This is a genomic window from Pseudomonas fluorescens, from assembly GCF_902497745.1.
Taxonomy (GTDB): Bacteria; Pseudomonadota; Gammaproteobacteria; order Pseudomonadales; family Pseudomonadaceae; genus Aquipseudomonas; species Aquipseudomonas fluorescens_BM.
This window is the reverse complement of sequence record NZ_CABVHJ010000018.1, coordinates 128112-141056: the sequence shown is the minus strand read 5'-3', so window position 1 is coordinate 141056 and position 12945 is coordinate 128112. Positions and strand designations below refer to the sequence as shown.

At 59.5% G+C, this 12945-nt stretch carries 9 protein-coding genes; 7 read left to right on the top strand and 2 right to left on the bottom strand.

What is annotated here, in order from left to right; translation table 11 throughout:
* Nucleotides 1–311 precede the first annotated feature (311 nt).
* The 7 genes from F8N44_RS24230 (at nucleotide 312) to F8N44_RS24200 (ending at nucleotide 10509) form a co-directional block, all read left to right on the top strand.
* The gene (locus tag F8N44_RS24230; RefSeq protein WP_150652062.1) at nucleotides 312–1472 is read left to right on the top strand and encodes an efflux RND transporter periplasmic adaptor subunit; all 1161 of its coding nucleotides are present in this window, start codon (nucleotides 312–314) and stop codon (nucleotides 1470–1472) included.
* Nucleotides 1469–4582: a multidrug efflux RND transporter permease subunit gene (locus F8N44_RS24225; RefSeq protein WP_150652061.1), complete on the top strand. Its 3114-nt coding sequence runs from the start codon at nucleotides 1469–1471 to the stop codon at nucleotides 4580–4582. Before F8N44_RS24230 ends, F8N44_RS24225 begins: the two co-directional genes overlap by 4 nt.
* 9 nt (nucleotides 4583–4591) lie before the next feature.
* A complete protein-coding gene (locus F8N44_RS24220) occupies nucleotides 4592–5269 on the top strand; it encodes a heavy metal response regulator transcription factor (RefSeq protein ID WP_007916978.1) in 678 nt (225 codons plus the stop codon).
* A complete protein-coding gene (locus F8N44_RS24215) occupies nucleotides 5259–6623 on the top strand; it encodes a heavy metal sensor histidine kinase (protein WP_150652060.1) in 1365 nt (454 codons plus the stop codon). The genes F8N44_RS24220 and F8N44_RS24215 overlap by 11 nt, the downstream gene beginning before the upstream one ends.
* A gap of 418 nt (nucleotides 6624–7041) precedes the next feature.
* Entirely contained in the window at nucleotides 7042–7263 is a 222-nt protein-coding gene (locus F8N44_RS24210) for a hypothetical protein (RefSeq protein WP_150652059.1), read from the top strand.
* 197 nt (nucleotides 7264–7460) lie between these two features.
* The gene (locus F8N44_RS24205) at nucleotides 7461–8777 is read left to right on the top strand and encodes an OprD family porin (protein ID WP_150652058.1); all 1317 of its coding nucleotides are present in this window, start codon (nucleotides 7461–7463) and stop codon (nucleotides 8775–8777) included.
* A 223-nt stretch (nucleotides 8778–9000) separates the two neighbouring features.
* The gene (locus tag F8N44_RS24200) at nucleotides 9001–10509 is read left to right on the top strand and encodes a sensor domain-containing diguanylate cyclase (protein ID WP_150652057.1); all 1509 of its coding nucleotides are present in this window, start codon (nucleotides 9001–9003) and stop codon (nucleotides 10507–10509) included.
* A 178-nt stretch (nucleotides 10510–10687) separates the two neighbouring features.
* Here F8N44_RS24200 and lpxC read toward each other — a convergent pair whose 3' ends face one another.
* Nucleotides 10688–11599, bottom strand: coding sequence for a UDP-3-O-acyl-N-acetylglucosamine deacetylase (gene lpxC / locus F8N44_RS24195; RefSeq protein ID WP_007916984.1), 912 nt, complete (start codon nucleotides 11597–11599; stop codon nucleotides 10688–10690).
* Nucleotides 11600–11711: 112 nt separating this feature from the next.
* Complete coding sequence (gene ftsZ / locus F8N44_RS24190; protein WP_007916986.1) at nucleotides 11712–12908, bottom strand: cell division protein FtsZ; 1197 nt, start codon at nucleotides 12906–12908, stop codon at nucleotides 11712–11714.
* Nucleotides 12909–12945: the final 37 nt, after the last annotated feature.

The following is a 12945-nucleotide window of genomic DNA, read 5'->3' as shown; positions in this document are numbered from 1 at the left end:
AGCCAAACACAGCGGGAGTAGGTGCAGCGAAGCAAACCGGAGACGCTGCGCCCGGATCGATCCCGGAGCGAAGGAACCCCGAGCCCCAGCGAGCGGGCCGCACGTAGGAGCAAGCGTTTTTGGTTACTTTTGAGGCGTTTGTCAAAAGTGACCCGCCGTAAGGGCGGAACCTTAATCAGCCACACCCGCAGCAACGGATATACACCCAAAGAAAACTGACAGCGCCGACAGCTAGCCGTCACCCTCCTGACCCCCAAACAAGTTTATAAAGACCCTAACCCTGCCCAAACTCCGTCCGGCGCCCACCCCGCATGCGAATCCAAAAGAACAAAGCCCTGCTCGCCACCCTATTGATCGTCCTCGCAGGCGCAGGTCTGTGGTACGCCCTGAAACCCGCCCCCACCAAACTCGCCACCCCCACCGCCATCCCCGTGCGAGTCATAGCGGTCAGCGCAAAAGACGTCCCCCGCTACACCAGCGGCATCGGCTCCGTACTCTCATTACACAGCGTCGTAGTGCGCCCCCAGATCGACGGCATCCTCACCAAAATCCTCGTCAAAGAAGGCCAACTCGTCAAAGCAGGCGACCTGCTGGCCACCATCGACGACCGCTCCATCCGCGCCAGCCTCGACCAGGCCCGCGCCCAACTGGGCGAAAGCCAGGCACAACTGCAAGTCGCCCTGGTCAACCTCAAACGCTACAAACTGCTCACCGTCGACGACGGCATCTCGAAACAGACCTACGACCAGCAACAAGCCTTGGTCAACCAACTGAAAGCCACCGCCCAAGGCAACCAAGCCTCCATCGATGCAGCGCAAGTACAACTTTCCTACACGCAAATCCGCTCCCCGGTCACCGGCCGCGTCGGTATTCGCACAGTCGACGAAGGCAACTTCCTGCGCATGACTGACACCACCGGCCTGTTCACCGTTACCCAGATCGACCCGATTGCCGTCGAATTCTCCCTGCCGCAGCAAATGCTGCCGACCCTGCAAGGCCTGATCAACGACCCGCAACGCGCACAGGTCAAGGCCTACATCGGCGCCGACACCGATGGCGAAACCGGCAACCTGCTCGGCGAAGGTCACCTGACCCTGATCGACAACCAGATCAACGCCAACACCGGCACCATCCGCGCCAAAGCCGAATTCGCCAACGCCAGCCAAAAGCTCTGGCCCGGCCTGCTGGTCACGGTAAAAATTCAGACAGCCCTCGACAAAGATGCGCTGGTCGTCCCGCCCACCGTCGTACAACGTGGCCTCGACCAACACTTCGTTTACCGGGTGAACGGCGACAAGGTCGAAGCCGTGCAAGTGCAGATGGTTTACCAAGGCAGCGGCCAGGACATTATCAAAGGTGTGAAGGCCGGCGATGTTCTGGTCACCGACGGCCAGTCGCGGCTCAAACCCGGCTCGATCGTGCAAGTCATGAGCGAGCCGGCGCAGGTGGTGCAAACGGAGCCGAAACCATGAAGGCGCACAAAGGCGTCTCCACGTGGTGCATTGATCATCCGGTGGCGACAATCCTGCTGACCATCGCTTTGGTGCTGGTCGGTTTGATTGCCTTCCCGCGCTTGCCAATCGCCCCACTGCCGGAAGCGGAATTTCCTACAATCCAGGTCTCAGCGCAGTTGCCCGGCGCCAGCCCCGACACCATGGCCTCGTCCGTGGCCACGCCGCTGGAGGTGCAATTCAGCGCCATCCCCGGCATGACCCAGATGACCTCCAGCAGTGCCCTCGGCTCCAGCCTTTTGACCCTGCAATTCACCCTCGATAAAAGCATCGACACCGCTGCACAAGAAGTCCAAGCGGCGATCAACACCGCCGCCGGCAAACTGCCCAAGGACATGCCGACCCTGCCGACCTGGAAGAAGGTCAACCCGGCCGACAGCCCGGTGCTGATTCTCAGCGTCAGCTCGACGCAAATGCCCGGCACCGAACTCAGCGATCTGGTGGAAACCCTGCTCTCGCGTCAGATCAGTCAGATCGACGGCGTAGGCCAAATCAACATCACCGGTCAGCAACGTCCGGCGATCCGCGTGCAAGCCTCGGCGGACAAACTCGCCGCGATCGGCCTGACCCTTGCCGACATTCGTCTGGCGATCCAGCAGACCAGCCTCAACCTCGCCAAAGGTGCGCTGTACGGCGAATCGAGCATTTCCACGCTATCGACCAACGACCAGTTGTTCCACCCCGAGGATTACAGCCAACTCATCGTTTCCTACAAGGATGGTGCCCCGGTTCACCTGCGCGATGTCGCCAAAGTCGTCAACGGTTCGGAAGATGCCTACGTGCAAGCCTGGGCCGGTGATCAACCCGGTGTGAACCTGGTGATCTCGCGCCAGCCCGGCGCCAACATCGTAGAAACCGTCGACCGCATTCAAGCCGCCCTGCCCGGCCTTGAAGCGATGCTGCCCGCTTCGGTGCAGGTGAAAACCCTGATCGACCGCACCCAGACCATTCGAGCCTCGCTGCATGAGGTCGAGATCACCCTATTGATCGCGATCCTGCTGGTGGTGGCGGTGATGGCGCTGTTCCTGCGCCAATTGTCGGCAACCCTGATTGTTTCGGCGGTACTCGGCGTGTCGCTGATCGCCAGTTTCGCCTTGATGTACCTCCTCGGTTTCAGCCTGAACAACCTGACGCTGGTGGCGATCGTGGTGGCCGTGGGATTTGTGGTCGACGATGCCATCGTCGTGGTGGAAAACATCCACCGGCATCTGGAGGCCGGCGACGATATGCGCGAAGCCGCGATCAAGGGCGCTGGCGAGATCGGCTTTACCGTGGTGTCGATCAGTTTCTCGCTGGTGGCGGCGTTTATTCCGCTGCTGTTCATGGGCGGTGTGGTCGGGCGCCTGTTCAAGGAATTCGCCCTGACTGCGACCTCGACCATCATGATTTCCGTGGTGGTCTCGTTGACTCTGGCGCCAACGCTGGCGGCGCTGTTCATGCGCAAACCGGTGCATCATGCCCACGCCAAACCGGGGTTCAGCGAGCGCTTGCTCGGCTGGTACGAGAAAGGTCTGCGCCGCGCCCTCGCCCATCAGAAATTGATGATCGGCGTGTTCGGCCTGTCGTTGGCGCTGGCCATCGGCGGTTACATCTTTATCCCCAAAGGTTTCTTCCCGGTGCAGGACACCGGTTTCGTCCTCGGCACCACTGAAGCGGCTGCGGATATTTCCTACGGCGACATGGTGAAAAAACACTTGGCGATGGCCGAAATCGTCGCCGCCGATCCGGCGGTGCAGGCGTTCTCACACTCGGTGGGCGTCTCCGGCAGCAACCAGACAATCGCCAACGGCCGCTTCTGGATTGCCCTGAAAAAACGTGGCGACCGCGACGTCAGCGCCAGCCAGTTTATCGACCGTATCCGTCCGCAACTGATGAAAGTCCCCGGCATCGTCCTCTACCTGCGCGCCGGCCAGGACATCAACCTCAGCTCCGGTCCGAGCCGCGCGCAGTACCAATACGTGCTGAAGAGTAACGACGGCGCAACCCTCGCCACATGGACGCAACGCCTCACCGAAAAACTGCGCAGCAACCCGGCGTTCCGCGATATTTCCAACGATCTGCAACTGGGCGGCAGCATCACCCACATCAGCATCGATCGCAGCGTCGCCGCACGTTTCGGCCTCACCGCCAGCGATGTCGACGAGGCGCTGTACGATGCTTTCGGCCAACGCCAAATCAATGAATTCCAGACCCAGGTCAACCAGTACAACGTGATTCTGGAGCTGGACACCAAGCAGCGCGGCAAGGCCGAAAGCCTCAACTATTTCTACCTGCGCTCGCCGCTGAGTGGCGAGATGGTGCCGCTGTCGGCGCTGGCCAAATTCGATGCGCCGACCATTGGCCCGTTGTCGATTGCCCATGACGGGATGTTCCCGGCCGCCAACCTGTCGTTCAACCTCGCGCCCGGTGTGGCGCTGGGCGATGCGGTGATTCTGCTCAATCAGGCCAAAGCCGAGATCGGCATGCCGACGGCGATCAGCGGCAACTTCCAGGGCGCGGCGCAGGCGTTCCAGAGTTCGCTGGCCAGTCAGCCATGGCTGATTCTCGCGGCGCTGGTGGCGGTGTACATCATTCTTGGTGTGCTTTATGAAAGCTTCGTGCACCCGCTGACGATCATTTCGACATTGCCGGCGGCGGGTTTGGGCGCGGTGATCATGCTGTGGATCTGCGGCCAGGACTTTTCGATCATGGCCTTGATCGGGCTGGTGTTGCTGATCGGTATCGTCAAGAAGAACGGCATCCTGATGATCGACTTCGCGCTCGAAGCGCAGCGCCACCGAGGCCTGTCGCCGCAGGATGCAATTTTCGAAGCGTGCATCACGCGGTTCCGGCCGATCATCATGACCACCCTCGCCGCCCTGCTTGGCGCGCTGCCGCTGATGCTCGGTTACGGCACCGGCGCCGAACTGCGCCAACCATTGGGGATCGCGGTGGTGGGCGGTTTGCTGGTCAGCCAGATGCTGACGTTGTTTACCACTCCGGTCATATACTTGTGGCTTGAGCGGCTGTTCCACCGGCACTCACACCCACCAGCCCCATCGCCCGCACCGGCACTGGCGACCACAGACTGAGGCAGGGTCATGCGCGTTCTGATTATCGAAGACGAGGAAAAAACCGCGGACTATCTGCACCGCGGTCTGACGGAACAGGGTTACACCGTGGATCTGGCCCGCGACGGCGTCGAGGGTCTGCATCTGGCGCTGGAAAGCGACTACGCGGTGATCGTCCTCGACGTCATGTTGCCGGGCCTTGATGGCTTCGGCGTACTGCGCGCATTGCGTGCACGCAAGCAGACCCCGGTGATCATGCTCACCGCTCGCGAGCGGGTTGAAGATCGCATCAAAGGCCTGCGCGACGGGGCCGACGATTACCTCGGCAAACCGTTTTCATTCCTTGAACTGGTCGCACGTTTGCAAGCACTGACCCGGCGTAGTGGCGGACATGAGCCGGTGCAGGTGAGCATCGCCGACCTGTGGATAGATCTGATCAGCCGCAAGGCGACTCGCGCCGGCACGCGGCTGGACCTGACCGCCAAGGAGTTTTCGCTGTTGAGCGTGTTGGCCCGCCGGCAAGGTGAAATCCTTTCGAAAACCGCGATTGCCGAAATGGTCTGGGACATCAATTTCGACAGCGATGCCAACGTCGTCGAAGTCGCGATCAAGCGCCTGCGCGCCAAACTCGACGGGCCGTTCGACGAGAAATTGCTGCACACCATTCGCGGCATGGGTTATGTGCTGGAGAGCCGTGGTGTCCAGTAATTCGATTGCCCTGCGCTTGAGCGGGATGTTCACGCTGGTGGCGTTAGTGGTGTTTCTGTTGATCGGCGGCGCGCTGTATCAGCAGGTCGACAAAGGCTTGGGATTACTGCCAGAAGCCGAGCTGGATGCGCGCTACAGCGTGCTCGAATCGGCGCTCAATCGTTTCGGCACGCCGGAGCATTGGGTGAAGATCAACGCCAAGTTGAAGCTGCTTGGCGAAGAGGACAAACGCATTCGTTTCTGGGTGGTCAGCGGCGATCCGGGTTACGAATATGGTCAGCCGGATGCGGCAATTCGCGCCTTCGCCCAAGGCCCGTTGGGCATGCATGACCTGCAGTTGCCCGACCATCCTTATCCGCTGAAAGTGCTGCTGACCGAGTTGCCGGCCAAGGATCAACGCCCGCCGCTGCGTTTCATGATCGGCATCGATACCGAGACGTTCCACGAGACTCAACACAATCTGTTGATCGCGCTGATCGGGCTGGCGATTGTCGGTGTGCTGATGGCGTCGGCGTTGGGTTACTGGGTCGCGCGGATCGGCCTCAAGCCACTGATCAAACTGTCCCATGAAGCTCAACGACTGGCGCCACCGTTGCGGGCTGGACGCTTGCGGTTGTCGCCGCTGCCCCCTGAGCTGGAGCAGTTTGTCGACTCGTTCAACTCAACGCTGGAACGGGTCGAACAGGCCTACTCGCGACTGGAATCGTTCAACGCCGACGTCGCCCATGAGTTGCGTTCGCCGCTGACCAATCTGATTGGCCAGACGCAAGTGGCGCTGACCCGTGGGCGTTCTGCCGAACACTACTTCGAGGTGCTGCAATCGAATCTGGAAGAGCTGGAACGGCTGCGCTCGATCATCAATGACATGCTGTTTCTGGCCAGTGCCGATCAGGGCAACAAGGCGACCAAACTGACCTCGACGTCGCTGGCAGATGAGGTGGCGACGACGCTGGAATATCTGGATTTCATTCTTGAAGATGCGCAGGTTGAAGTGCGGGTCAGCGGTGATGCGCTGGTGCAAATCGAGGTCGCGCATTTGCGTCGGGCGTTGATCAACTTGTTGAGCAATGCGGTGCAGCACACTGAGGCGGGTCAGGTGATCGAGGTGCGGATCGAGGTGGAAGAGCATCAGGTGAGTATTGGTGTGGCCAACCCCGGATCGCCGATTGCCAGCGAGCATTTGCCGCGCTTGTTCGAGCGCTTTTATCGGGTCGATGCGTCGCGCAGTAACAGTGGCAATAACCATGGGTTGGGGCTGGCGATCGTCAAGGCGATTGCGCTGATGCATGGTGGGGATGTGTTCGTGCGCAGTGATCGGGGGATGAATACTTTCGGGATTTATTTGCCGGTCTAAAAAGCCCCTCACCCTAACCCTCTCCCGGAGGGAGAGGGGACTGATTGGGGGATGCTGCAAATGTGCACCGACCTGATCTTGATTCACCGAATCCATAATCGACTCGATCTTTCAGGTCGATGTACAACGCCAGACACCTCGGTCAGCTCCCTCTCCCTACGGGCGGTCCGACGTTTCGGGAGGGTTGGGGTGAGGGGCCTTTGACTGACATTGAAATATCGAGTCGAACTCAGGCTTTGAAAAGCCCCCAATCTGCTCCCTTTCCCCCTTGCCCCATTGGGGGAGAGGGCTGGGGTGAGGGGGTGACTTTTGCTTCTGCTGTAACAGTCATTTATGAAAATCACGCTGTTTCCCAACGCCCGGCAACCTTATCTTTGCCCGCACCAAACAGCACTCGCCAAGCGAGAAGGTTTTCAAGATGTCCAACAGTATGGGTATTGCCAGCGCGTTCGTTTTGTCCTCATTGATCCTGTCGCCGATGGCGATGGCTGAAGAATCGCAGTCGTTCGTGGCGCACAATGTCGCTCGCGCGCAGGCCTACGATCAGTATCAGGCCGAAGTGATGGCCAAGGCGCAAGACGCCTCGCAAGCCCCGCAGGCTGCCACTTCCCAGACTCAAGCAAGCGAGACAGACAGCTGAGCCGCGCACCGCGCCAACGTTTCCCTCGACGCGGTTGTTTGGCTCTTCCCGTTCAACCGTCGTCATTCCAGGCCGCTGCCTTTCAGCGGCCTTTTTTCGTTGTGGTCTGAAAGCCGTTTGGTTCGTCTGTAACAACAAGAAACATCGAGCGCCTCAAAATAAAGAGGCGCCAGTTGACCCAAGGAGCTCCATTGCACGTGCGTTACCCAGTCCGCTTCACTCCGTTGTTCATTGCAATTGCCGCAACGATTGCCCCGGCCGCTCACGCCGACGAGGCCGCCAAAGAAGGCTTTGTTGAAGGCTCGAGCCTCAACCTCAACGCCCGCAACTACTACATGAATCGCAACCGCTTGCAGAAAGCGGACGACAACATCGAGTGGGGCCAGGGCTTTCTCGGCGTATTCAAATCGGGTTACACCGAAGGCACGGTCGGTTTCGGCATTGATGCCCATGCCATGCTCGGGTTGAAGCTGGATGGCGGTGGCGGCACCGACGGCTCGAGCATTCTGCCGGTCAGAGAGAATGGCGGCAAAGCACCGGGAGCGTTCTCCACGGCGGGAGGCACGTTGAAAATGCGCGCGTTCGATACCGAGTTGAAGGCTGGTGATCTGTTTCTCACCAACCCAGTGATTGCCGGCGGTGAAACGCGCATGCTGCCGCAGACTTTCCGTGGTGTGAGCCTGACCAACCACAGCTTCGACGGCTGGTTGATCGAAGGCGGCCAGGCCAGTTTCACCAAGCCTTACAACCAGAGTGGCCACACGCGCATCGGCACTTCTTACGGGACATTGGCCGACGGCGATGAGAGCCAGCACCTGAACTGGGCCGGCGTGGCCTGGAGCGGTGTCGAAGGCCTGACCAGCAGCCTTTACGCCTCCGAGCTTAAGGACATCTGGAACCAGTACTACTACGACCTCGACTACACCTGGCAGTTGAACGATCTGGTCAGCCTCAACCCAGGCCTGCACTTCTATCACACGCAAGACACCGGGGATGCGTTGCTGGGCAACATCGACAACAACACCTACAGCCTGCATTTCACCGTTGGCGTCGGTAATCACAGCATTACTGCCGCGTATCAGCGGGTCAACGGCAACACGCCGTTCGACTACATCAGCCAGGGCGACAGCGTATACCTCGACAACTCCCAGCAATACTCGGACTTCAACGGCCCGAACGAGCGCTCGTGGAAGCTTAAATACGCCTATGACTTCGCCGGTGTCGGCGTACCGGGACTGACCTCGTCTGTGTCTTACTCGCGCGGCACTGTCGACCTGACCAAGGTTGACCCCGACAGCAAAGGCTATTCCAACTGGTACAGCGCCGAGGGCCGCAACGCCAAGCATTGGGAGCGCGACCTCGATTTGCAGTACGTTGTGCAGAGCGGTCAGGCCAAAGATCTGGCAGTCCACCTGCAATGGGCAACCAACCGTGGCGGCAACGGCTACGGCGTGATTGATTCGGATACAGATGAATACCGCGTAATCATCGACTACCCGATCAACGTCTTCTAAGATCGGCGCCATAACACCATCTTGAATTCAGTGATGCCCGCCCTGTGGGAGCGAGCCTGCTCGCGAAAGCGGTCTATCAATCGACATCTATGTTGAATGACACGGCGCTTTCGTCGGAACGCCGCCCGGAGCAGGCTCGCTCCCACATTGGGAATGGTTTCTGGCTTCGGCTGTGGTGTTTGGCCTACTACGCTTATAAGACTCCCCAACCGACAGCCCAATCATGATCGCGAGCCGTACCCCACCCATGGCGGGCAAGACCGGACGCCCCGAACTGCTGCTGATCTGCGGCAGTTCGCTGACCGTGATCGCGATTCTGTGCATCGTCACGTTCCTGCTGATCCGCGAGCACGCCAACGCTCAGGAGTCGGCCACCCGCAGTGCCACCACCATTGCGCAACTGATCGACGCCGATGTGCTGCGCACCGTCGAGTTGTATGACTTGACCCTGCAAGGCCTGATCGCCGCCGCCCAGCGTGATGACCTGCAGGATGTCTCGCCGCAGATCCGCCATCTGGCGCTGTTCGACCGCTCAACCACGGCACGCTTCAAGGGCGACATTCTGCTCCTCGACAAGCATGGGGACGTCGTCGCCGACTCTTCGCGGATCGAGCCAAAACCGGGCAACTTTGCCGACCGCGATTACTTCCTCGCCCACGCCTTCAACCGCGATGCCGGCATGTTTATCAGCCGCCCGTTCAAGACCCGTTGCGACTGCGACGAGGCCAATCAGTGGCGCATCAGCTTCAGCCGCCGGATCTCCTCGCAAACCGGTGAATTCTCCGGTGTGGCCGTGGCTTCGCTAAAACTCGATTACTTCGATCAGTTGTTCAACAGCCTCGACATCGGCAAAGACAGCACGCTGAACATCATCAACAGTGACGGCGTCCTGCTCGCACAGAAGCCATACCTGCAAAGCGATTCGATCGGCAAAAGCTTCGGTAACCGCCCCAATGTCGTGCGGATCCTGGGCGACAAGGACGGCAGCGGCAGTTTCACCAGCACCTCGAGCATGGATCATCAGCAGCGCCTCTATACCTATTCGCGGGTTGGCAATTTGCCGTTGACGGTGATGGTTGCGCTGTCCAGCGATGAAGTGTTCGGCACCTGGCGCCGCACCGCGCTGTTGATCAGTGGGGCCACGGGCGTGTTGTGCGTGGGTTTGTTGTGGCTGACCTGGCTGCTGGCCCGCGAGTTGCGCCGACGTCAGCGCGCCGAGCACGAACTGGCGCAATTGGCCGCCACCGACGCGCTGACGGGGGTGGCCAACCGGCGGATGCTCGACCAAGCACTGCGTCACGAGTGGTTCCGCGCTCAACGTTCAGGCAAACCGCTGTCGGTGATGATGATCGATGCCGATCACTTCAAGGCGTTCAACGATCGGCATGGGCATCAGGCGGGCGATCAAGCGTTGAAGACGCTGGCGCGGGTCATTGCTGAAAATGTCCGGCGACCGGCTGATCTGGTTGCGCGTTATGGCGGCGAGGAATTTTCGGTGATTCTCGCCGAGACCGATGAGCATGGCGCGCGGCTGATTGCCGAGCATATTCGCCAAGCGGTGGAGCAGTTGCCGTTGGTCGACGGGGCCGAGCGGCAGATGACGGTGAGCATTGGCATCGCCACATGGACGGTGGCGAGCGAGATGACGCTGGAGCAGTTGCTGTTTGCGGCGGACAAGGCGTTGTATCAGGCCAAGGAAGGTGGGCGTAATCGGGTGGTGGTGGCTGCCTGACAGGTCTGTGGCGATTGCACCGGCACCTTAGCGAGCAAGCTCGCTCCCACATTTGAAATGCATTCCCCTGTGGGAGCGAGCTTGCTCGCGAAGAGGCCGGATCAGGCACTAGAGAAATTGCAGGCATAAAAAAAGGCCATCCAAAGATGGCCTTCAAAAAACTAGAGAGGTTTTTTACTTACACTGCCGCAACCGGGCGCATGTAAGAGATTGGTGCGGTGCTGGCGTCTTCGAACGTCACCACTTCCCAAGCATCTGTCTGCTCAATCAACTTGCGCAGCAGCTGGTTGTTCAGTGCGTGGCCGGACTTGAAGCCCTTGAACTCACCAATCAGGCTGTTACCCAGCAGGTACAGGTCGCCAATCGCGTCGAGGATCTTGTGCTTCACGAATTCGTCTTCATAGCGAAGGCCGTCTTCGTTCAGTACGCCATCGGCATCAACAACGATTGCGTTTTCAACGCTGCCGCCGAGTGCGAGGTTGTGCTTGCGCAGGTACTCGATATCACTCATGAAACCAAAGGTACGGGCGCGGCTGACTTCTTTTACGAACGAAGTGCTGGAAAAATCCACGCTTGCACTTTGGGTGCGGTCCCGGAATACCGGGTGATCGAAATCGATCTCGAAGCTCACCTTGAACCCTTCGAAAGGGACGAAAGTGGCGCGCTTGTCGCCGTCTTCCACTGTCACTTCACGCAGGATGCGGATGAATTTCTTGGCGGCGTCCTGTTCTTCCAGGCCTGCCGATTGAATCAGGAATACGAAGGGTCCAGCGCTGCCATCCATGATCGGGACTTCGGACGCGGAGAGCTCGACGTAGGCGTTATCGATGCCCAGGCCAGCCATGGCCGAGAGCAAGTGCTCTACCGTGTCCACTTTCACGTCGCCGTTAATCAGCGTCGTCGACATAGTGGTTTCACCGACGTTTTCCGCGCGGGCAGGAATCTGCACCACAGGGTCGAGGTCAGCGCGACAAAACACAATGCCAGTGTCGACAGGCGCAGGCTTGAGGGTCAGATAGACCTTCTCACCGGAGTGCAGGCCTACACCTGTGGCACGGATAATATTTTTCAGTGTGCGTTGTTTAATCATGGCTTGGGCCGCTTCAGCGCAAATTGCGAACTGGTATCAACAAAGGCTGGCGATGATAGCAGACCATGCCTTTGCTGAACACCAATCACCTTCATAGCCCTGATACATTCCATCAATCGGCCTGACGACGCAGGAAAGCCGGGATGTCCAGGTAGTCCAGATCATCTTGCGGATTCATCTTCGCGGCAGCCGCAGCACCAGCCTGAGCCTGGTTGCGCATGACGGTCGGACGGTCCAGATCACGGTAGTTCACCGCTGGCGCTTCCTGACGGGCCGCAGCCGGTTGTTGTACCTGGGCGGAAGCCATGGAGGTATGAACGGTGTTGTCGATAACCTTGACAGGCTTCTCGATTTTCGCGCCCAGACCAGTGGCAACCACGGTCACGTGCAGCTCGTCGCGCATGTCCGGATCGATAACGGTACCGACCTTGACCATGGCGTGCTCGGAAGCGAAGGCTTCGATGATCGAACCCACGTCGGAGTACTCACCCAGAGACAGGTCAGGACCGGCGGTGATGTTCACCAGGATGCCGCGTGCGCCTTGCAGGTTCACGTCTTCCAGCAACGGGTTGCGGATCGCCGCTTCAGTGGCTTCACGTGCACGGTTCGGACCGCTGGCGCAGCCAGTGCCCATCATCGCCATGCCCATTTCGCTCATCACGGTTCGTACGTCGGCGAAGTCGACGTTGATCATGCCCGGACGCTTGATGATGTCGGAGATACCGCGAACGGCACCGGCCAGTACATCGTCAGCCTTGGCGAAAGCCGACAGCAGGCTTGCGTCTTTACCGAGGATGGTCAGCAGCTTCTCGTTGGGAATGGTGATCAACGAGTCGACGCTTTCCGAGAGCATGCGGATGCCTTCATCGGCGATCTGCATACGCTTGCGGCCTTCGAACGGAAACGGACGCGTTACTACAGCAACGGTCAGAATGCCCATTTCCTTAGCCACTTCGGCGATGATCGGCGCAGCACCGGTACCGGTACCGCCGCCCATGCCAGTGGTGATGAACACCATGTTGGTGCCCTGCAGGACTTCGGCAATGCGCTCACGGTCTTCGAGAGCGGCCTGACGACCTACTTCAGGGTTGGCGCCAGCGCCCAGACCTTTGGTCACGCCAGTGCCCAGTTGCAGAATGGTACGCGCGCCGATGTTTTTCAGCGCTTGAGCATCAGTGTTGGCGCAGATGAATTCAACGCCTTCGATGTTGCTCTTGACCATGTGATTGACAGCGTTGCCGCCGCCACCGCCAACACCGATAACTTTGATTACCGGGCTTGCGGGGATGTTGTCTACGAGTTCGAACATTTTCCCTCTCCTTACATTCTCTAGTTTTTTCGCCTAC

What these genes read in the sequence shown, in the direction of transcription:
- F8N44_RS24230 (WP_150652062.1), top strand. Translation starts at nt 312, where the DNA reads ATGCGAATCCAAAAGAACAAAGCCCTGCTCGCCACCCTATTGATCGTC.
- F8N44_RS24225 (WP_150652061.1), top strand. Translation starts at nt 1,469, where the DNA reads ATGAAGGCGCACAAAGGCGTCTCCACGTGGTGCATTGATCATCCGGTG.
- F8N44_RS24220 (WP_007916978.1), top strand. Translation starts at nt 4,592, where the DNA reads ATGCGCGTTCTGATTATCGAAGACGAGGAAAAAACCGCGGACTATCTG.
- F8N44_RS24210 (WP_150652059.1), top strand. Translation starts at nt 7,042, where the DNA reads ATGTCCAACAGTATGGGTATTGCCAGCGCGTTCGTTTTGTCCTCATTG.
- F8N44_RS24200 (WP_150652057.1), top strand. Translation starts at nt 9,001, where the DNA reads ATGATCGCGAGCCGTACCCCACCCATGGCGGGCAAGACCGGACGCCCC.
- lpxC (WP_007916984.1), bottom strand. Translation starts at nt 11,599, where the DNA reads ATGATTAAACAACGCACACTGAAAAATATTATCCGTGCCACAGGTGTA.
- ftsZ (WP_007916986.1), bottom strand. Translation starts at nt 12,908, where the DNA reads ATGTTCGAACTCGTAGACAACATCCCCGCAAGCCCGGTAATCAAAGTT.